Below are 19,794 nucleotides of genomic sequence, written 5' to 3' on the forward strand. Positions count from 1 at the left end.
ACCGGGCCCCCGGTCGGGACACGCCGGGGCGCCACCCCCACCCCACAGCACCGCACCCCCGTGCGAACCGAGCCGTTCGGCCTACCGCCGTTGCACCTCAGACGATGCGGTCACATAAAGTCGTCGATAGGTGACTTTACGTGCTCACCCGGCTAGGAAGGCAGACCATGCGACGGAACTCATCCCTCGACGCGACGACTCGCCGAACGAGCTCGCGCACCCGAATAGCGCTGGCGACCGTCAGCGGCCTTGCCGTCGGCTCCATACTGCTGGCGTCAGGTTATTCGGCTGCGGCGCAGGACCGTGACCCGACGCATTCGACCTCGGCGCCCGCCGGCCCGGCTCCCGCGGCGCCCGTCACGCCCACCCCGACACCTGCTCCCGCGAGACACGTGACCTACACCGTGAAGAGTGGTGACACTCTGTGGGGCATCGCCGAAAAGTACTACGGCACCGGCGGGCCTCGATTCGTTCTAGGTCACGCCTCCGGTTCGGCGGCGACGGCCGTCGGGCCGGCCGGAGATCGGACCGGATCCAACGGCCCGGCGGCCGTCGCCGCACAGGGTCAGCTCACCGCTGTGGCACGCTCGATGAGCGCCACGGTCGCGCGCGGATCGGAGACCTCGACGACCAGGCGGGCGTAGCGTTCGTCCGCCAGCTCGATCACCACGGCCTTGGTCGCGTCGTGGACGTCCCAGAAGACCCGCTCCCCGTCGATGTGGAACGTGCCGGCGGTGATGACGCCGGGGAAGTGGGTGCCGGGGGCGCGAAGGCCCTTCGCCTCCCGGGAGATCCCCGGATCGGCGGTCGCACCGCGGACGTTGGCCAGGGGGATGACCAGTCGGCTCTTGAGGGCCCAGAGCTTGTCGAGCCCCTCGATCTCCACGATCAGGTTGTCGCCGTCGATACTGACGTTGGCCATGTCGGTTCCTTTGCGGTGGATGGTTCAGTGCTGGTCGAGGCGCTGCGCAAGGGCGGCGCCGGCCTGGTCGACGGCCGCGCTCGCCGCGCCGGACCTGGCCCGCAGGCGCAGTCCGAGGACTGCCGCGGTGAGCGCGGTGGCCAGCCCGGACGCTTCGCCGTCGTCGTCCGCCCGGACCAAGGCACCGGTGGCCCGGTCCAGAGCGGCGAACGCTTCGGCGACCATGTCGGCCACCTCGGCGTCTTCCGGCGCGCGTTCGGCGGCGGCCAGCAGGAGCAGGTCGAGGCCAGCCCCCGTGACAGGTGCGGCAAGGGCCTCGCGCAACCCCTCCAGAGGGCCGGCGCCTTCGGCGATGCGGCCGATCAAGGGGGCGAGGTCATGATCCAGGGACCAGCGCAACGCGGCCAGGTAGAGCCCGCGCTTACTGCCGAACGTCTTGTACAGGCTGTTGCGGTGCACACCGAGGTGAGCGACCAGGTCATCGATGGAGGTGCCGTCATAGGTTCGGCCGGCGAACAGCTCCGCCGCCGACCGGACCACTTCGGCCTCGTCAAATCCTCTCGGGCGTCCCATGGGATGACCGTACCGAGTTGAGGAACAGTCAGTCAAGAACAATCGTTCCTAAACTGCGCCGTTCGAGCCGTTCGAGCCGAGCAGTTGCCCGGCTCGGTAGACGGCCTACTGGCTGCGTTCCGCCGACCGGGCCGGCGACCTGGGTTTCGGTGGATCGCGCATGCGGCCTGACCCGTTGTCCCGACGCCGGCCGGCCCGGCCTGGACGGGCTGCTCCTGGTCGGCGTCGTCGTCCACGGTCTGGTCGCGCTAGGCAGAAGGATCGTCGCAGTCGTCACTCCCCCGGACGTCCGACGGCGCCGTGTACGGCCACGGGAGGAGACTGCGCGGATCCTCGTCCTTGAGTCGGTGAGGAACGCGCTGGTGTTGCCGCGCCGGGCCCGCGCGATGTCGCTCGGCTGTCAGCGGGGACAGCGACCTGTCGGTGGGATGTGAGTGGCCCCGAGGACCCTGGGAACCGAGCGAGGCCGACCGTAAGCGTGCGGGCCCGCCCGTCCCCGACCACTCCGAGCTTCCGGGAGCCCGCCATGCCCTCCGTACTCCAGGTCCCGCAGTGGGACGTCCAAAGGCTGCCTCACGCCGAGGGAAAGAGCTTCCTCATCACCGGCGGCAACGCGGGCATCGGGTACTTCGTCGCCGAGCAGTTGGCCGGCACCGGGGCCACGGTCGTTCTCGGTAGCCGCGACAGGGCGAGGGCCGAAGACGCGATCGCGTCCATCAGATCGCGCGTGCCCGGTGCCAAGGTGAAGCACGTGCCGCTGGACCTGGCTGACCTCGCTTCGCTCAGGACATCCGTGGAGGCGATCGGACTGGACCGCCTCGACGCGATCGTCCACAACGCCGGGGTGGCGCTCGACCACCCACCGCGCCGCGAAACCGCGGACGGCCACGAGCTGATGTTCGCGACCAACCACCTGGGGCACTTCGCGCTGACCCACCACCTGGCCCCACTGCTCACGGCGACCCCGGGGAGCCGGATCGTCACCACCGGCAGCTTCGCCGCCAAATCCGAACGCCTGGATCTCGACGATCTCCAGAGCACGCACGACTACCAGCCCAAACGCGCCTATTCGCGGTCCAAGCTCGCCCAGATGCTCTTCGCCCTCGAACTCGACCGCCGCCTGCGCGCCGCCGCCAGCACGACGCTGAGCGTTCTCGTCCATCCCGGCGGCGCACTCGACTCCCTCACCCCTTCGCGCCCGCCAGTCCACGTCCGGACCACCGGCCAGCGGCTGAGCCGCCTGCCGCTCGGCCTTGTCGTCCAGGGCAAGGACGCTGCCGCATGGCCCGCAGTCCGGGCCGTACTCGACCCGGGCGTGCGCGGCGGCCACATGTTGAGCCCCCGAGCATTCGGCCTGCGCGGTACACCCAGGATCGAACCCCTCTGGAACCACCTGGCCGACACCACGACCGCGGCACGCCTCTGGACGGCAAGCTGCGAATTGACCGGCACCGACCCGACGTTCACACACTGACACGGGCTTCGCGCGAGGCCGGGGGCAGCCCGGTGGTGCGCGAGCCGGCCGGCCGTCAGGACGAGGAGGAGCACGCCCGGCTGCTGGAGCTCGATGCGCCCCGTCCCTTCGGCCGCAGCACGGCGTGCGGGGCGACTACACCCGTGGTGAACCGGCGGATCTCGGTCCCGGCTCCACGTTCCCACCAGTACCGTGGGCCCTGTCGGGCTGTCCGGCTATCAGGCCGGTGAACGCGCACGTCCCCCAGAGGCCTCCTGTCGAGCACCTCGACGTCCATGATCCGCCCGTACACGTGCCGGTGTGAGTCGGCCCGCGGCGACGGGTTTCTCCCAGGGCCGGCGGAGGTCCTCGACGGACGGGCGGGCGGCCAGGACCACCGTGGCAGCGTCTCCGAAACGCTCACGTCGACCGGCCGCCTAGCGACGCAGGATGGTCCCGCCGTCGATGACCCAGAGGCTGGCCGAAACCGCGCCGCACGTGACGACTTCGGAGTGCGTCTGGGGGTTGGTCCGGTTCCAGCCGACCCGGCGCTGGTGCTGCTCGTCGATCGGGTAGAAGGTGAGGCCGGCCTCGGGGTGCTGGCCCTCCTCGAAGAGGTACGGCTCGCCCCCGAACGGGGTGACCACGATCTGCGAGATGGGCCCGGTCACGGTGATGGCGCCGTTCCCGTCGACGGTCAGGCAGTCGACGTCGAACTCGGCCCGGGTGGTGCCGGTCTTCTCGAACACGTGCTGCACCACGACGTGCCCCCGGGTGTGGCCATCGACCACACGGGCGCTGACCCGCGCGGTGAGCCGCTCGCCCGGGTTGGGTCCCGGGCCGTGCTCGTTGAGCAGGGTCCAGCCGTGCAGCGCGAGGTGCCGGGCCGGTAGGGGGGTGGCCGGCGCGGGCGCGGCCGCAGCGGTGCCGGCCGTCCCGGCCGCGAGCGCCACGGCCGCAGTGGTGAGCGCGATGGCGGTGGTGAGCTTTCGCATGGTCAATCCTCAGTGGGGAGAAGGGAGTCGGGCTCTTCCCGATTGCCTCCAACCTCCCAGCTCACCCCCGGTCGCGGCCTCCGCCGCAGGGAGGGCCCAGCTCCCCCCAGCGGGGGAACCGCCCTCCCCCGCCCGACTCAGCGAGTGGCATGTCACCACGCCGCGTGGCGTATCACGTCCAGGGCGAGGGCGGCCGCGACCAGGGCGACGGCGAGGCCCACGAGCGGGTCGGGCTCCCGCCTGCCCCGTCGGCGACGCTCACCCTGAAGCCGCCGAGGGACCGTCAGCCCGCAGTCCGATCCCGGCGGAAGCGGTGAGGTCGGCCACCACCAGCTGCGCCGCCCGTACCGGGTCCCCGTCGGCGCGGGTGAGCAGTGAGGCCGCGTCGTAGCTCGCGTCGACCGTCGCTCGGTGGGTCACTTGCATCCGGTGCACCGACTCGTAGCGCGGTGAGCTGAGCGCCGCGCCGATGTCGGGGCGCAGCCGCTCCAACTCCACGACGACCGCCCAGGCGTCGTCCTCCGTCCGGGCCCGCCGCACCGGGTCGCAGGCCGCGATGGCCCGGTCGGTTTCGGGTGCGTGGAACTCGTAGGTGGCCAGAGCCGGCAGGAGTTCGGGAACTCCCAGGATCTCCGCCGCGTCCAGGGTGAAGATCTGGGACCCGTCATCGGAGTCCAGCAGTTGCGCGATCAGTGGGACGGCCCGTGGGTCGTGCCGTCTGGCCAGCCCTCGCGCGCCCTCTTCCCGGACCTCGCCGTCCTCATCGGTGGTGCACTTCCACAGCGCGTCCCTGATGGCGGTCGTGTCCAGCTCCAGCTGGAACCCCAACGTGAAGGCCGCCCAGTTACGGACCTCGGGGTCCTGGTCCCGGGTCAGCCGGATCAGTGCCCGGACGTCGGGCCCGTCGGGCAGACCGCTGTTGACGGTGCTGATCTGCAAGGCGACCTGCCGCCGCAGGTCGGCGTCCTCGTGTCCGGAAAGCCCCACCAGCACGGGAACGGCCCGCCGGTCCTGCGCCGAGCCCAGGCCGGAAACGAGGGAGCGCAGCACGCAGGCCTCCGTCTCCACCTCGGCCAGCGCGATCAGGGCGGTGGCCGCCTCGCCACGCAGGGTCTCATGCCCGCTGGCCGCATGGCCCACCAGATCGCAGCCCACCTCCCGCGCCAGGACCTCGGCCGACGCCAGCAACCCCACCCCGCAGCGCAACGCGGTCTCCCCGCTCTCCCCCGTCGCCGCCTCCCGGACCAGCGCCCAGTAGGCGTGCACGTCGTGGTCCGCCTCCGAGGCCTGCGCCACTCGCGCCGCAGCCAGCAAGCGCCCCGCCAGACCCACCGCGTTGTCCATGCGCGCATTCCTATCTCGAACGGCCTGCCGCCGGGTAGTGATTTCCTACGCCGGCCCCGCACCCGGTGGGCCTCACGGCCGGCTGCGGCGTCGCCACGGCCGTGTTCACTCTCACCACACCGCGCCTCCTCGTCCGCGACAGTCGCGCCGGTCTTCGCCCTGTCCGACGGCGCGCCTGGCGCGATCGTCATCGCGCCAGGCGACGCCCGCGGAACCGTGCTGATCCCGGAGAATCGCGGAGGCGGCTCCTGTCGCGGCCTTGATCGGGCCGACGGCTGCCGGCCGGCCGCAGCCCGTGGCTGCGCGAGATCCTCGATGGCCTCACGCAGCCACGGGCAGACGATCGTTGGTCGGGCGCCTAGATGCTGGTGATGCTGACGCTCTCGAAGCTGGGCTTCGGGCCAACCGTCGCCGGTTGCGGGATGGACGGCACGATCGAAACGGTGAGCGGGCCCTCCGGCAGCAGGCCCTGTTCCGTCAGCCGTTGGACCTGCTCGGTGACGTCGTAGCTCGCGTCGTGCCCGCCGGCCCCGGCCATCCCGAAGAAGGAGATCCAGCCGACGAAGTAGGGGCCTTCCGGGTCGAGGTCGCCGGTCGGGCCGTTGAGAAAGACGTGGAACGGTGTCCCGGGCGGCATGTTGGTGTGCACGCCGTGCACGGTGAGGATGAGGTTGGTCTGCGGCTCGTCGCTGGCGGCGACCGAGCGCATGGCCCCCTCGACGCCGCTCGGCTCCACCGTGGTCGGCTCCCGGACGTCGAGCAGTTGCCTGGGGTTGCCGACGGTCGCCAGGACCCGCCGGCCCGCCTGCGGGGCCCCGGGCGGGGGCACGAACAGGGGGCGGGTGCCCACCCCGTCGGTCAACGACTCGTACGAGTAGTCGCCCGCATTGTTCAGGACCGCCGTGCAGGAGGGCCGCTGCTCCTGCCCGCCCTCGTCGAAGAAGATGAACTCGTGGTCCAGCCAGGACGTGTGGTCCGGGTTGTGGTTGCCCTTGTCGAGCCAGCCCGACCAGAGCCGGTCGAGGTTGGCGTGGTGCAGCCAGAAGATCGGATCACGGGGGGAGCTCTCCACGCGGCCCATCCAGCCGCCCACACCACCGTGGACCTGGTTGTGCGGGGCGTTCTCCAGGTCGCCGAAGGCGGGCTGGAAGTGGGGCATGTCGGTGTAGGTGATCTCGCTGCCGAAGGTCGGCTGGACCCGCGGCCGGCTCTTCGTAGCGGCGAAGATCGTCTCGCTCATCGCGGTGAAGGGATTGATGTCCCGGTAGATGTTGGTCTCGAAGGCGGAGTTCTTCCCCTTGGCGCGATACGGGGCCGCCCAGAATTCTTCGTCGGGCGGGTCCAGGTCGTCCCGGAGGAAGAGCGGGTTGTCGAGAGTGAGGTCGGTGCCGCCCGAGCGGGCCGGCATCCTCGGGCTGCGGAAGGCCGCCGGGAGCGCGCGCGAGGTGAAGCTGGTGGGCCGGGTCCTGGTCGGTGCGTCCAGGGCGTAGTTCCAGTACGGCAGGGCCCAGCTCGTGGAGGGGTCGGGGGTGATGTGCTCCTCGGCGGCGATCTCCCGGATGGCCGCCCGGATGATCCGCTCGAAGTACCAGAGGTAGCCCCGGTGCCACGGCAGGAAGAACCAGCCGCCGTGCGGACACTGGTTGAAGGCGTCGTTCCTCACCGTGACGGTGGGCGGGACGCCGTGGATGCATCCCTGGAAGACCCAGCTGGTCGGGTCGGTCTCCGGCCGCTGCTGCATCCTCCCGACGGCCCGGGCGTACCAGTACAGCGCCGGATCCCACTCGGTCATCTTGCTCGCGTCTCGTCGCACCGACGTGCCGTTCGACATGTCACTCCTAGTTTTGGGCGGGACACCCTCGCCGGGCGCCCCGGATTCGTACGGGCGGCGACGACCGCCCCACATGCATTTCGCTCACAAACGTTCTGGAGGGTGAACCACACGCGCTATCCGGACGCGCAGCGCTGGCGGCGTGGCCTGGCCGCAGGACCCTGGAACGAGGTGGTCGATCCGCCTCACCCTGTCCAGGAGGGACGAAATGAACGTCATGGAGTTGACCGGCACGTATACGTACCGGAGCTTTCTCGAGGTGCCGGACCCCGTCGACGACTTCAACAAGCTCCGGTTCGCACAGGCCGAGCTGAAGCTGGTGGCCGAACCGGACGGCACGGTCCGCGGCGAGCTGATCCTCTCGGATCCGGGAGAGGAGCCGTTGATCATCATGGATATGACCGGAAGCGCATCGGCCTCGTCCCGCGTCTCGTTCACCCTGAGTGGTCGGGGCCGGCCGCCCATCGCGGACTTCCACTACGAGTACGACGGCGCCATCCTGCGCCACTGGGAGACCGGAATCGACCAGCGGATGGTCCTCGCCGGGACGGTGCTGCGGGCGGAGCCCCACGGGGGCGCGCCCGCCGGGCAGACCGCGAGCTTCCTCGCGGTTCGGCGCGACGGCGCGTGACCCGGTCAACGGACCGCCCGCCGTCAGCCCGTGCCGACCGGCATGGCGACCATGCCGACCGACGTGACCGTGCGCCGCACGGCAACCGGGCCGGCTGAGGCCAGGGCGGGCGCGTTCAGCGAGGCCGGTCCGCGGGCGCGGGCCGGCTCCGCTCCGTGCGAGCCGGTCTCCGGCCGCGGCTCCCCGCGACGGCGAGTGCGCAGTGGCCGCGCACCAGCCGGTCGGCGCGATCAGCAGGACGGTGGCGATCACGGGCTCTTGCACGGGAACCCCCGTTCCAGTGGCCGTACCCCCGTTCTCCAAGGTAGGCCGGGGTTACGCAGGACGCGCGGGGAGCCCGGCCGGGCGCGTCGGCGGTCACCCTCCGTCCCCCCTGCCGCGGCGACAGGGAGTGACCGGAACTGCGGCGCGCCACAACTGACGAACAGTCGACGCCGCCGAACCGTTGGACCGGGCCCGGTTTCCGGTCCTGGCATGCGGGTGCACCCGCAGCGACCAGCCGTTCGGTGGTGCGGAGACACGTGGTCACCGCCGTACAGGGGAAGCGGGTGCATGACTCTCGTTCCGGCCGCGCGCGGAGGACCACCGGGAGCGGCTCCAGCCTGGCCGGGGCCGGGCGGACGGCTGGCTTCCTGGCGGTGACGCGCGAGGGTGATCCGGCGGAGCCCTTCATGCTGCTGCTGCCTCTACGCCCACGGCGTGCCGGGGCCGCCGTACCGGTCGGACCGGCCCCGGCCCGCCGTCGGCCGATCCGCCGTCAGCTCATGGCGAGCAGCATGTAGAACATGCCCATCGCCATCACCGTGCGCCGCGCGGCGACCAGCCCGGACGAGGTCAGGACGGCCGGGCCGCCGACGCGGGTGAGTCGGGCGCCGGCGGCCGGGCGCGGCAGCAACGAGCCTGCGCCCCCGACGGCGTAGCCCAGGAAGTACGCGGCCAGGGCGAGCAGCGCCCACTGCGGTAGGGCGGAACTGACGCCCCCGTGGGCGGCACCGCCACCGGCGTGCTGGTGCGCCGGTGCCGTGCACAGCACCAGCGCGGCCATCGCGGCCGCGCTGAGGAGGTGGTGGGGGTAGTGGCTCCAGGCGCCCGCGAACGCCGAGCGGGGATGGCGGAGCAGCCGCCCCACCAGGAGGAGTGTCGGCCAGAACACCGAAGCGGTGAGCAGAGCCGCCCACAGGACGGGCGACAGGGGGTCGAACGCTGGTGCCATCATCCCGACCATGGCGAGTGCCATGACGATCTCGGTCGGCTCCAGCCGACGGTCGGGGCAGCCACGTCCCACGACGACGAGGACGCAGTGGACCGTGCAGCAGCCGGTCAGGGCGATCAGCAGGGCAGTGGCGATCACGGGTTCATGCACGGGAACCCCGTTCCACGGGCCGCCCCGGCCCCGGTGGAGCCGGGCGGCGTTCAGGCCGTCGTGGGGGGCCCTTCGCCTGGTGAGCGCCCCGTGGGCTCCCCTTCCACGGTAGGCCGGGCTGCCGTACGACGCTCGGGGAGACCGGACGGGTGCGGACCCCCGCCTCCGCGCGCACCATGCAGGCGAACACGTGGCGCATCAAGACCTATGACTGGGAGCGGCAACATCGTGAGAGACGGGACAGGTCGGTCCTCACAGCCGTTGCACACCCCGACTGTCCCGTCTCAGCGCAGTTTGATCAGTCTCGGCGGAGTTTGACCGGTTGGCTCGGCACGGCAGCTCTGCGGCTGGTTCAGTCGACGGAGTTCTCCGGTGGGGGCCACGGTCCGTCGAAGGCCGGGCCACAGTCAGGGGGGAGGTGGGCCACTACCAGCGCAGCCGCCTCCTGCGGTGTGAGTGACTCGCCCAGGACACGCTGCGTCACGCCCCGCGGCGCGTACACGATGCACCATTGCGCGTCGCCCACGATGAACGGCAGGTCGTTGCTCCACGGGAACCGCGTGTTCCGGTGGAAGGTGAGCGCCCCGTGGCTCGGAAAAGGGAACAGGGCCCGCAACCGCGGTTCGGCGTAGGCGGCCTCTATGACCGCGGGTTCCCCCCGTCGCGCCTCGGGATGCCTCTCCAGTATCCCCCGCCAGGTCTTCTCTACCACCGTCTCCTCAGTCATCCCGCGATCATGACGCCCGCACCCGGCCAAGACAACCCGCTGTCCTGTCTCACGTAAGACCGACCGGCAAATGGATCACTTGAGGCGTCGGGTGGTGGGTCGGCCGTCCCAGCGGTAGCGGCTCCGTGCTTGGCGGATCACATGCGGAGCGTGACGAGAACGGCAGCCAGGTAGAGGTAGAAGTCCACGACCTTGCCGTTTCTCTCGGTGCACCGTCGAAGCTTGCCGTAGTCGTTCATCCACGAGTGCGTGCGCTCGACCGGCCAACGCCTGCCAGCCTGGATCGGAGCGGGTATGCCCTTGCGCGCGATCGCGGCGGTGAATCCCAACTCGGCTATCAGTGCACGGGACTTGTTGCTGTCGTAGCCCCGGCCGAGGTTGACGTCGACGGTCTCCGGCAGCGGCCCGACCTGCTTCTTCGCGGCGTCCAGGGTTGGCCCGAGAAGCGGTGAGTCATGCCGGTTGGCCCCGTCGGAGACGATCCCGAGCGGGACACCGCGGGCGTCACAGGCAGCGGAGCGCTTCAGGCCCTGTTTGCCCCGGTCGACCGGCGAACGGCCGGCCTTCTCCCCGCCGGACGGGGCCTTGGTGATGCAGCCGTCCACCGAGATCTCGCCCAGGTCGAGGCCGATCATCCGGTCGTAGGCGTCCAGGGCCAGAGCGTGCAGCGTTTGCGAAATCCCCTGCTGGGAGCACTCTTTGAGGCGTCGACGGATGGTGCGGTCGGAGCATCCGGGCGTAGAGATCCGTTCGTAACCGGAGCCGTGGACCAGCGCGAGCACGATGTGCTCGAGCACGGTTCGGTCGGGAGTCCGGCGGCGATGGCAGCCCAGCGGGTGGCCCGCGGCGTACTCCTCCCGGGCGGGCAAGAGTGCGGCGAACTGGTCCCAGAGGGGTTCGAGCAGGCAAGGTGGCAGCGCGGGCACGGCCGTCCTTCGTGATCACTGAGCGTAGAGAACTCCATGATCACGCGAACCCGTGCCCGTACTGCTTCCTCCCCCACCCCTCGGACGCCTGCCCGTCGGTCTAAGCTGCTGTGCGCCCGGCGCAGGACGTCGGAGGGGTCGACATCCTGCGCGTGTGCTTTTGTCCCTCGTCAGGACGGGTAGACGATCGAGCCCAGCGGTGGGCAGGGGATCAGTATGGTGCCGATGCCCGGGCGTTCGACGAAGGCCCGGGCTGCGGCGGCCTGTTCGCGTCGGGTATCCAGATCGTCGGCGTGCCAGGCGTCGTGCCTGGCACGGGTGTAGTCCCACGAGTCGTCGATGAGGCTGAGGCTGACGTTGCCGGCGTTGCGCTGGAAGTCCGCCTTCACGGCGGCCCGTCGCAGTGCGGTCTGCGTGGCGGCGAGGTCGAGGCGGGTGATCAGCACGCCGGGGGTGTTCGGCTCGCGGGTCGGCATGGGGGCCTGCGGGAGCAGCGAGACCCCGGTGTCGAGGCGGCCGATGTTGTCGACGGTCGCCTGCTGGGCCTCCCTCGCGATGATCTGTATCTCCCGGTGCAGCCAGAGGAACTCGTCGAGGTCGGCCGGGGTGACGCGCATCCGCTCGTACAGGGCCCGGAACCGGGGGTCGTGGTGCAGCGGGCGCACGAGCGGCATGTGGAACGCCACGCAGTCGTTGAACCCGTTCACCACGGCGGCGTCGAAGTGGAGGAGACCCTGATCCACCTGCCCCTGTGCGATGGCCAGACCGCCGAGGCCCGAGTGCCCCGACGCGACGAGCCACCTGCCGTCGGGGCCGAGCGCCGAGGCGCGCACGACGATGTCGTGGAGGCCGGCGACGACGTCGACGCCCCGCGGGGTGAGGCCATGGGTCATGACCGCCACCTGAAGATCGTGCACGCGGGCGGTCAGTGACGTGACGGTGTCGGCCATGGATCTCCTCGGCGGTGGTGAGGGTGGCAGGTGCTCAGGCTCGGGCCAGCCAGCCTTCTTCAAGACCGTCAAGGACGAACCCGTTGTCGAAGCACACCCGGTAGGTCGTCCGAGCGCCTGCTCCGGCGTTGACCGCTCCCACCCGGGCGACGTTCTGGCGGAGGTCATCGATCAGGCTCGCCGCGAACGCGTCGAACCGATGGCCGCGAATTTGCTGATCGAAGCTCGCGAGGTAGTCCTGGCCCGCGCGGCCGGCTTCCGTGGTCGAGCCCATGACCGTTCCCGCCAGGCCCTCGGCGAGGAACAGCGGACCGGGGAGGCCGCCCCTGGTTGCGGTGTCACCTGCGGTGACCTGCGCATCCCTGGTCAGCGTGACCCTCGTGCCGGCCTCGTACGGCATGGATGCCCCCTGTCGTTCGATCTTGGACTCGCAAGCGTAGTCGAATTAGCTTGGGGAGAAACGGTGTTCGACGAAGCTCGGGAGCTTCATGATCGCGGCGAACTGGTCCCAGAGGGGTTTCGAGCAGGCAAGATGGCAGCGCGGGCACGGCCGTCCTTCGTGATCACTGAGCGTAGAGAACTCCATGATCACGCGGACCCGTGCCCGTACTGCTTCCTCCCCCACCCCTCGGACGCCTGTTGCCGGTCGGTCCAAGTCGGGGGAGGGCACGGCTTTGACCTGCGGTGCCCCGGATTGGTTGAGACGAGGGTCGTCGTCTCGTCTCAACGATCTCGGGGCACGGCAGCACGAGCGTGGTGACGGGGTGCAGCCGCAGCGGACGTCGGAACCGACTCACTCGCCCGGTCGACCGCCGCCCGGGACGCAGGCCGTGCCGGATGCGGTCCCACTCCTCGTCGCTCACCACAGGGCGCATCCTCGCAGCCGGGTCGAGCCGGGGTGCTGTGTGCGGGGCGGGAGGCGGTTCGGTGCGGCTCCCGCTCGTGGATTCAGGACGAAAGCATGTCCATCATGACAGGTCAGCGCCGTTTTTCGTAGGACGGAACGCACAGTTCGCGAGGCTTGTCCGGTCCGTTCCCCGCCTCCCAGAATCTCCTTCGTGTGTCATCCGGGACAGGGGGAATGGTGACGATCGATCACGACGCGGTACTTCGGGCCCGCGTGCTGCTGGGCTCCGGCCGGCCGAGTCGGGCCGAACTGGTCGGCGCGTACCGGGTTCTGGCCGAGGTGAGTCCGAAGGCGTACGGGCCGAAGTTGGTCGACGCCCTGCTCGCGCTGCGCTACGAGAGCCGGGATCCGGAGGTGGACGTCGCGCTGGCCGCCGAGGCTTCCCGGGCCGCTCGCAGGATGGAGGTCGGGGCGCCGAGCCGGGCGGAGCGGTTGCGCCGGGCCTTGGACGCCTACCAGGCTTCCTTGTTCGCCCTCGGGCGCAGGGCGGAAGGACGCGCGATCTGTGCGGAGCTGGCCGAGGCCGGCCGAAGCGAGCCCCTGGCGAGCGTTCTGGCCGAGGAGGGGCGCTTCAGGGAGGCCGCGGAGCTCGACGAAGAGGCCGCCCGGAACGGAATCCCGGATCACTCCTTCTGGAACATGATGCGGTGGGCGGCGAACCTGGAGGGCGCCGGGCAGCACGACGCCGCATCGACCGTCTTCCGCGAGCTCCTTGAGGAGACCCGGCGCAAGACAGCTGAACAGCGCACCGCTCTGGCGATACTCACCTGGGAGTTGGTTCACTTCTCCCGCATGCGGGAGGCCGTCGGGGATGGGGCGGGTGCTGCGGCCGCCCGGCGAGAGGCCCTGAGTGTCCTGGAGGAGCTCGCGAAGACGGGCGAGCCGAAGAACTGGAGTTGCATCCTGGGGTGGTGGAGGACGCTCTTCGTCCTGTCGGGGCGGGCAGCCGAACCCGCCGCGAGCCCCGAGTCCCCGATGCCGCCGTTCGGCACGGAGCTCGGATGGTCGCGCGACGTGCGGGACGGTTTTCTCGGCATGCTGCCGGACCTCGAAGCGGAGGCGGCGAGACTGCGCGAGGCCGACCGGCTGCCCGAGCTGGTCGACGTCCAACGCAGAATCTGCGTCCGCGCGGCCGTCCGCGAAGGCGACCGCCCTTACCTGTTCGAGGAGCGGTTCGCACCGTACTTCGACGAGGGTGTGACGCTCGCCCGCCGCCTGCCCGACAACCCCGCACGCCTCGCCCGCGCCCTCACCGACCGGTCGATGTTCCTCGTCGCGGCCCGATCCTTCGAACCCGCGCATGCCGACTTCGCCGAAGCGGTCGCCCTTCTCCACGATCGCTGATCACGCCGCCCGGTCGCCGCGGTGGCACCGGCACCGGACCCCGGACTACAGCAGCCGGTCCCAGTCCTGTTGAGGGCTGGGACCGGCTGCTTGACCTCCGAGTCCGTGTGCCCCGAGAAGACTGAGACTGCCCCGACTTGTGTGAGGCAGGGTGAGGCAGGACACCCACCGAGGCTCGGCAGGACCCGAAGCAGGACCTGCCGAGACGAACAGGTCCGACCGGCAACATCAACTGAGACGCCAGATCGCCGGCCTGCCGTCCCGTCTCATCCGGCGCGTCATCTGGCCCTGCCCAGACCTGCGAGATGTCAGGTCTGGCTGGGACTCGGATCGAGGGCGGACAGCCTTGAGATTGAGGACCGGATCTGGAGGATCGGGTGTCTCGTCACTCATGGCGGCTGAGTGCGGCGACCGTTGAGGAACGCGGTGGGTCCGGCGGAGTCGGCTCAGGACCCGTCGGCGAGGATCAGCTCGGCCATCGCGAGCAGGCGCCGGAACGCCGCGAGGCCCTCGCGGTACTGCGCGGAGCGTCCCAGCAGGGCGACGGCCGCCCGGAGCTCCGGCAGGCAGGTGCGGAGGACGTCGGAGTGATCCCGGCCGGGGCGACCGCCGTTGCCGAGGTAGGTCGATACGCAACCGGCCACGGTCAGGTCCAGGTACACCAGATCGAGTTTGTCGTCGAACGGCACTTCGGGAAACGGACCGGGATGGTGCCAGGCCCAGAGGAGGGCCACCTCGCGAACGGCGGCCCCTTGCCCGTCACGGTCGGCGGCCGAGGAATGGGGGGTCTGGGTCATGAGGGCGATCCTCCCCCGCCCGCCTTCCCCCGCCCACACCGGGGCCGACCCCGGCGGGGCGGGTCATTGGAGCGACGGTGTCCCGGGTGGTGTTCGCGCGGACGGTAGCGTCGTGGGTGCGGTCGGGGACTCCCGTTCGCCCGGCCCCCTCCGGTACGCAGCTGAGCATCGAGCTCGCGTAGCCGGAGGCGGTTCAGCCGGGTCAGCGGGTGCTGTGCCGCTCCGGACGAACCGCCCCGGGTCAGGACGCCGCGCGCACGCCGGGACGAACACCCGGGACGCGCGGCCGGGACGCGGACTCGCAACGGATCAGGCCGATCGGTCAGACGGCGAGACCGAGGACGAGGGTGACCGCGACGGGGGCGAGGTAGAGGAGCGGGAAAGGCACGGTCTTGTACGAGCGGGCCCGCACGTTGGTGACCACCGCGCCGAGGAAGTACAGGATCAGGCCGACCGCGGCGGCGACGCCTACGGCCGGTACGGCGAGGCCGACCAGCAGGCCGGCGGCACCGGCGAGCTTGGCGAGTGCGAGCCCGGTCCACCATGAGCGGGGCACGCCGTACTCGACGAGCGGCTGGGTGACGAACTCCGCGCGACGCGCCAGGGACACGCCGGAGAACCCGACCCACAAGGCACTGACGACGGCGAGGACGACGTAGGCGACGGACATGGTGATACCCCGGTTTCGTTGTGCAGGGAAGCCGGACGGAAGGGGCTCCGCCCGCTCGGTTGCATGTGCTCGGACACTTCACTGACCCGCCGCCCGCCTCGGATGTGACAACGCGGCCGAAGAGGTTCTCGCCGACTGCCCCGGGCCGGGGGTGGGCGTACGGGACGGACAGCGGGACGGCCGCAGCAGGACGACAGGGCTCCTGAACCCGCCCCGGCCGGGCCGGCGCAGGTTCGCCCAGCCCCCTGCCACATCCGGGCAGGGGGCCCGCGGCCCGGCAGAAGCAGGGCCAGCGAGCTGAGGCGACCACGGCTGCCGGCCTGACAGCCGCGGCCCCGCCGTGGCAGGCCAGCCCGGCCCTACCCGGCAGAGGGCCCAGCCCAGGCGGGGCGGGCGACCGCCGGTCCGGGCCGGTCGCAGAGGCGGGGCGACGTTGGGGCGAGAAGGCGCAGCACGGACACCACCAGCCGGCCCGCTGCCGCGGACTCCGAGTCGGCGCTGACCGGGCGGGCCCGCCCGGTCAGGGCCGGTCGGTCAGGGCCGGTCGGTCAGGGCCGGTCGGTCAGGGCCGGTCGGTCAGGGCCGGTCGGTCAGGGCCGGTCACCGGTAGCCCCGCTGGTGGGGGCGGAGTCTGCCTGCCGCCACCCGTCGGTGCTTCCACCCGGGCGGGAGCGCCGAAGGGTGGCGGCAGGCATCACCCGACAGATGAAGACCAGGTGGACGATGATGACGATCACGGCGGGAATGCCGCCGATCATCACCATGAACGCCGGTATGAGGTTGGCGAGGACCGCGAGGGCGGGGCGGGCGTCCAGGCCGCGCGCCGCCCATGGCGCCACCATGAGCAACGCGACGACGACGGGGCCGCCGAACAACAGGGCGGCCAGACCGATGTACAGGCCGATGTATTCGAGCGAGTCCAGCGGCGGGGAGTCCGACTTCCAGGTGCCGCCGAGAGCCGCGGTGAAGGCCGACGAGGCCAGTCCGAGGAGCAGGATGAGCGGGCCCATGAAGTAGGCGGCGTAGTACGCCGCGGCGCGCCCGAACCAGCGCAGCGCCACCCTCCGGTGATCGGCCCAGGCGCGGGCGCCGATGGCGAAGGGGAGGAGAAGGAGCGGCAGTACGAACAGGAGGCACATCGCCGGGTCTCCGCCGGGGTAGCCGTCGGACAGCTCGAACACCGTCAGGTAGGCCGCGGGCAGCAGGACGAGCAGGGCGACGGTGAAGGAGTGGACGGTGTCGCAGCAGAGTCCGCGCTCCCTCCTCCCGCCCGGCCGCGGCCGACGCCGCCCGGTGCCGCCGAGACGCATCGTCACCGGGGACACGGCGAACGCTCCCCCGCCCGGTCCCCCGGCTGCCGCAACCACCCCAGGCCCGACGTGCTGAACCATGTTCATGCCCCCTCCATAAGATTGAACGCGTTCAAAATATGGTGTGGCGGCTCCCCCGGTCAATCCCGTTCCCCGCATACGCGCCTGACGTCGCCCCAGCCGCCGTGCTCGACCGGCCGACCGCCCGGCTGACAGGGGTCGCTCCGGCAGTCGAGGGCGGCGAGGACGTCGGACGCGGAGGCGGTGTGCCCGGGGAACGCCTCGTACCGGTGGGAGTGTGGGCGCGGGGTCCCGGCCCGGGCGGGGTGTGCCGGGCGAGGGGGTCTGCGGGTAACGAAACCGGTTACCGGCGTGGCGATGAGTTTTCCGGCCCCGGCAGGTCTACATCTTCGACTGGAACCACCAACTCATCGGGAGTACAGACATGGGCCTCATCCACATCGAGCTGTTCGCGACCCTCGACCTCGTCGGGCAGGCGCCCGGCGGACCCGACGAGGACCCGGTGGGGTTCCCGTTCGGCGGCTGGCAGGCGCCCCTGCTGAACGAGACCACCGGAGCACAGATCCTCGCCGCGTACGAGGGCACGGACGCCCTCCTGCTCGGCCGGCGGACGTACGACATCTTCGCCGCCTACTGGCCGCACCAGAAGGAGGGCGAGATCGCCGAGCTCTTCAACCGCGTCCCGAAGTACGTGGCCTCCCGCGGCAAGCCCGACCTCCCGTGGGCTGGATCCACGCAGCTCGGCCCGGACCTGGCCGGCGCGGTGCGCGAGATCCGTGACCGGCACGAGCACGTGAAGGTCGTCGGGAGCCTGGACCTGGTGCAGAGCCTCCTGCGGGAGAAGCTCTTCGACCGTCTCGACCTCTGGGTGCACCCGATCGTGCTCGGCGTCGGGAAGAAGGTGTTCGACGGTGGCGCGGTGCCCACGAACGTCACGCTCCTCGAACCGCCGGTGGCCGGTTCGCAGGGCACCGTGTACCTGCGCTACGGGCTCGCCGACGGCACGCCCAGGACCGGCGACATGAGCGCGCCCGACCGCGGGCTCGGGAACGGCGACCACCGGTGATCCGATGACCACCGTCGACGTCAACGGGATCGCCTTGGGCATCGAGTCGTTCGGTGACGACGACGCGCCGCTCGTCCTGCTCGTGGGCGGGCCGACGATGCTCTCCTGGCCCGACGCGCTCTGCGAGCGCCTCGCCGCCGGCGGGCGCCGTGTGGTGCGCTACGACCTGCGCGACAGCGGGGAGTCCACGACGACGGATCCGCAGGCACCGGCCTACACCCTGCGCGGCCTCGCCGCCGACGCGGCGGCCCTCGCCTCCGCGCTCGGCGGGGGGCCTGCGCATCTCGCGGGGACCGGCGTCGGCGGGATGGTCGCCCAGGTGGCCGTGCTCGACCATCCGGACGCGTTCTCGGCGCTCACCCTGGTCGGCACCCGCCCGGTCGCCCCCGGACCGCCCGACGACGACCTCCCCGACCACGACCAGGCGACGATGAGTCGGTTGTTCGCACGTCCGCTGCCCGACTGGACCGACCGTGAGGCGGTCGCGGGGTTCGCCGCCGCCGGCGCGGAGATCCTCGGCGACGACCCCGTCGCCGCGCGCGCAACCGCTGCGCGCGTCTGGGACCGCACGCCCGGCACCGCTCCCCCGGTCCAGCTGGCCAACCAGCTGGGCCTGGTGTTCTCCAGGCTCGACTGCAAACCCCGCTGGCGCGAGCGTCTGTCGGAGATCGAGGTCCCCACCCTCGTCGTCCACGGCCGCCGCGATCCGTTCTTCCCCGTCGGCAACGGCGAGGCGATCGCGGGCGAGATCCCCGGGGCACGGCTGCTCGTCCTCCGGGAAGCCGCCACCGCGATCCCCGACGCGGCGGTCGGCGAGATCACCGAGGCGATGCTCACCCTCGGATAGAGGACGGCAGGTATCACACGTGCCGGCCTCCGGGCTGGTCGGCGCCGAGCAGCCCGGAGGCCGCACTGAACGCCCACGGGCGGGTGGTGACGGCGGACAGGGCGCCGTTCCAGGCCTGGGTGCGAGTGGGGGGCCGGCGGGGCGAGGGGCCGGCGGGTGAGCAGTTCGGCGCGGACGAGGTTCTCGGGCCGGCCGACCAGGACATGGGTCAGCGGCGGCCGGTGGCCAGGATGACGAGGAACTGGCCGCCGCCCGCCTCGACATCGGCGGTCACCGGCAGCCCCGGTACCAGCCGGGAGAATCGGTCCACCAGCCAGTCCGCCGCCTCCTGGGCGTCCTTCCTGGTCGGACAACGGCCCACCATCTCGCGGCCGCCCTTGCGCTCCAGCCTGGCGGCAACGGTGATCAGCGGCGCGGGTTCGACCACGTACAGGCGGTCCGGCCAGGCGATGACCACCTTGACCGCGCCCTTGCGGCTGTTGCATCCGCGGTGCGCGAGCCGCTCGGCGACCTTGGCCTTCCGGTCGGCGGTCCGGCTGTCGACGCTGGGCCCGCGCGGGTCGTTCACCGACTCGTCGGGGTCGACCGCCTCGTCGCACACCCAGCACTGCCAGCCGTCGCGCTCGGCCACATCCTCAAGGAGACTCACCCGAGCAAACTAGCCTGCCCGACCGCCACCCCGCACACCAGGGCCCCGGCACAGCCCTGGAACCCGTCACTGCCTGCCTGTCACCGACGCCGGTACGGGTATCCCGAGCCCGGCCGAAGCACCCTGACGCGGCCGGCGGCAGTAGGAACCGGCCTCGCTCGCCCGGCCCTCGGCGGCCGGGCGCCCGGCCGCCCCGCATCGGTCACCCCGACCCCGCACCAGAACGGACACGCACCGTCCGGAACGGAGCCGGGACCAGACCGGGACCAGGGCCGGACCGGACCGGACCGGACGAGCGGGACGTGAGCCCTTCCGGGTGGACCGTGCGGTCACCTGTCTCGGGCCGGCCCCTTGTCGGCAACGGGTGAAATGACAAGACCAGGAAGTTAAGCCGCTGCGGCGTTCGTCAACACGCTGTCCGAGGCCCGGGTGATGGTCACGGTCGTCGTGGTGTGCCGTTTTCGGCGG

Annotated in this window: 19 protein-coding genes and 1 pseudogene; 6 read left to right on the plus strand and 14 right to left on the minus strand. The window is 71.3% G+C overall.

Annotated elements, in window-relative coordinates:
- Positions 1 to 167 precede the first annotated feature (167 nt).
- Entirely contained in the window at positions 168 to 644 is a 477-nt protein-coding gene (locus AB0J08_RS27820; RefSeq protein ID WP_360640008.1) for a LysM domain-containing protein, read from the plus strand.
- On the opposite strand, the gene AB0J08_RS27825 is transcribed toward AB0J08_RS27820, so the two are convergent.
- Positions 566 to 922, minus strand: coding sequence for a hypothetical protein (locus AB0J08_RS27825; RefSeq protein ID WP_360640011.1), 357 nt, complete (start codon positions 920 to 922; stop codon positions 566 to 568). The two genes, AB0J08_RS27820 and AB0J08_RS27825, sit on opposite strands and share 79 nt — an antisense overlap.
- A gap of 24 nt (positions 923 to 946) precedes the next feature.
- Positions 947 to 1,495, minus strand: a complete 549-nt coding sequence (locus AB0J08_RS27830) for a helix-turn-helix domain-containing protein (RefSeq protein ID WP_360640014.1) — start codon at positions 1,493 to 1,495, stop codon at positions 947 to 949.
- Between the two features lie 526 nt (positions 1,496 to 2,021).
- Between AB0J08_RS27830 and AB0J08_RS27835 the strand changes: the two genes are divergently transcribed.
- Positions 2,022 to 2,969, plus strand: a complete 948-nt coding sequence (locus AB0J08_RS27835; protein ID WP_360640017.1) for an SDR family NAD(P)-dependent oxidoreductase — start codon at positions 2,022 to 2,024, stop codon at positions 2,967 to 2,969.
- A 416-nt stretch (positions 2,970 to 3,385) separates the two neighbouring features.
- On the opposite strand, the gene AB0J08_RS27840 is transcribed toward AB0J08_RS27835, so the two are convergent.
- The 3 genes from AB0J08_RS27840 to AB0J08_RS27850 all read right to left on the minus strand — a co-directional run bounded on the left by AB0J08_RS27840 (position 3,386) and on the right by AB0J08_RS27850 (position 7,118).
- A complete protein-coding gene (locus AB0J08_RS27840) occupies positions 3,386 to 3,943 on the minus strand; it encodes a hypothetical protein (RefSeq protein ID WP_360640020.1) in 558 nt (185 codons plus the stop codon).
- A gap of 258 nt (positions 3,944 to 4,201) precedes the next feature.
- The gene (locus AB0J08_RS27845; protein ID WP_360640024.1) at positions 4,202 to 5,287 is read right to left on the minus strand and encodes a HEAT repeat domain-containing protein; all 1,086 of its coding nucleotides are present in this window, start codon (positions 5,285 to 5,287) and stop codon (positions 4,202 to 4,204) included.
- A 358-nt stretch (positions 5,288 to 5,645) separates the two neighbouring features.
- Positions 5,646 to 7,118: a tyrosinase family protein gene (locus AB0J08_RS27850; protein ID WP_360640027.1), complete on the minus strand. Its 1,473-nt coding sequence runs from the start codon at positions 7,116 to 7,118 to the stop codon at positions 5,646 to 5,648.
- A gap of 208 nt (positions 7,119 to 7,326) precedes the next feature.
- Here AB0J08_RS27850 and AB0J08_RS27855 point away from each other — a divergent pair, with 208 nt between their 5' ends.
- Positions 7,327 to 7,749: a hypothetical protein gene (locus AB0J08_RS27855; RefSeq protein ID WP_360640030.1), complete on the plus strand. Its 423-nt coding sequence runs from the start codon at positions 7,327 to 7,329 to the stop codon at positions 7,747 to 7,749.
- Positions 7,750 to 8,506: 757 nt separating this feature from the next.
- Here the strand turns inward: AB0J08_RS27855 and AB0J08_RS27860 are convergent.
- The 5 genes and pseudogenes from AB0J08_RS27860 to AB0J08_RS27880 all read right to left on the minus strand — a co-directional run bounded on the left by AB0J08_RS27860 (position 8,507) and on the right by AB0J08_RS27880 (position 12,115).
- A complete protein-coding gene (locus tag AB0J08_RS27860) occupies positions 8,507 to 9,112 on the minus strand; it encodes a DUF5134 domain-containing protein (protein ID WP_360640033.1) in 606 nt (201 codons plus the stop codon).
- A gap of 352 nt (positions 9,113 to 9,464) precedes the next feature.
- A complete protein-coding gene (locus AB0J08_RS27865) occupies positions 9,465 to 9,839 on the minus strand; it encodes a DUF6193 family natural product biosynthesis protein (RefSeq protein ID WP_360640036.1) in 375 nt (124 codons plus the stop codon).
- A 75-nt stretch (positions 9,840 to 9,914) separates the two neighbouring features.
- Positions 9,915 to 10,765 (minus strand): annotated as a pseudogene (locus tag AB0J08_RS27870) (IS5 family transposase).
- Positions 10,766 to 10,935: 170 nt separating this feature from the next.
- Complete coding sequence (locus tag AB0J08_RS27875) at positions 10,936 to 11,715, minus strand: hypothetical protein (RefSeq protein ID WP_360640039.1); 780 nt, start codon at positions 11,713 to 11,715, stop codon at positions 10,936 to 10,938.
- 34 nt (positions 11,716 to 11,749) lie between these two features.
- Positions 11,750 to 12,115 (minus strand): hypothetical protein, encoded by a 366-nt coding sequence (locus tag AB0J08_RS27880; RefSeq protein ID WP_360640042.1) that lies wholly within the window; start codon positions 12,113 to 12,115, stop codon positions 11,750 to 11,752.
- A 681-nt stretch (positions 12,116 to 12,796) separates the two neighbouring features.
- Here AB0J08_RS27880 and AB0J08_RS27885 point away from each other — a divergent pair.
- On the plus strand, positions 12,797 to 13,966 hold the full coding sequence (locus AB0J08_RS27885) for a hypothetical protein (protein WP_360640046.1): 1,170 nt from the start codon (positions 12,797 to 12,799) through the stop codon (positions 13,964 to 13,966).
- A gap of 446 nt (positions 13,967 to 14,412) precedes the next feature.
- On the opposite strand, the gene AB0J08_RS27890 is transcribed toward AB0J08_RS27885, so the two are convergent.
- The 3 genes from AB0J08_RS27890 to AB0J08_RS27900 all read right to left on the minus strand — a co-directional run bounded on the left by AB0J08_RS27890 (position 14,413) and on the right by AB0J08_RS27900 (position 16,758).
- Positions 14,413 to 14,763 carry a hypothetical protein gene (locus tag AB0J08_RS27890; protein WP_360640049.1) on the minus strand — a complete coding sequence of 117 codons (351 nt, stop codon included), beginning with the start codon at positions 14,761 to 14,763 and terminating at the stop codon, positions 14,413 to 14,415.
- 322 nt (positions 14,764 to 15,085) lie between these two features.
- Positions 15,086 to 15,433 (minus strand): DoxX family protein, encoded by a 348-nt coding sequence (locus tag AB0J08_RS27895; RefSeq protein ID WP_360640052.1) that lies wholly within the window; start codon positions 15,431 to 15,433, stop codon positions 15,086 to 15,088.
- Between the two features lie 590 nt (positions 15,434 to 16,023).
- Entirely contained in the window at positions 16,024 to 16,758 is a 735-nt protein-coding gene (locus tag AB0J08_RS27900) for a hypothetical protein (protein WP_360640055.1), read from the minus strand.
- Between the two features lie 430 nt (positions 16,759 to 17,188).
- On the opposite strand from AB0J08_RS27900, the gene AB0J08_RS27905 reads away from it, so the two are divergent.
- Both AB0J08_RS27905 and AB0J08_RS27910 read left to right on the plus strand, forming a co-directional pair.
- Positions 17,189 to 17,830 carry a dihydrofolate reductase family protein gene (locus AB0J08_RS27905; protein ID WP_360640058.1) on the plus strand — a complete coding sequence of 214 codons (642 nt, stop codon included), beginning with the start codon at positions 17,189 to 17,191 and terminating at the stop codon, positions 17,828 to 17,830.
- Positions 17,831 to 17,834: 4 nt separating this feature from the next.
- The gene (locus tag AB0J08_RS27910) at positions 17,835 to 18,677 is read left to right on the plus strand and encodes an alpha/beta hydrolase (protein WP_360640061.1); all 843 of its coding nucleotides are present in this window, start codon (positions 17,835 to 17,837) and stop codon (positions 18,675 to 18,677) included.
- Positions 18,678 to 18,885: 208 nt separating this feature from the next.
- Here the strand turns inward: AB0J08_RS27910 and AB0J08_RS27915 are convergent, their stop codons facing one another.
- The gene (locus AB0J08_RS27915) at positions 18,886 to 19,326 is read right to left on the minus strand and encodes a hypothetical protein (RefSeq protein WP_360640064.1); all 441 of its coding nucleotides are present in this window, start codon (positions 19,324 to 19,326) and stop codon (positions 18,886 to 18,888) included.
- Positions 19,327 to 19,794 lie beyond the last annotated feature (468 nt).

This window comes from Kitasatospora sp. NPDC050463 (assembly GCF_040655255.1).
Taxonomy (GTDB): Bacteria; Actinomycetota; Actinomycetes; order Streptomycetales; family Streptomycetaceae; genus Kitasatospora.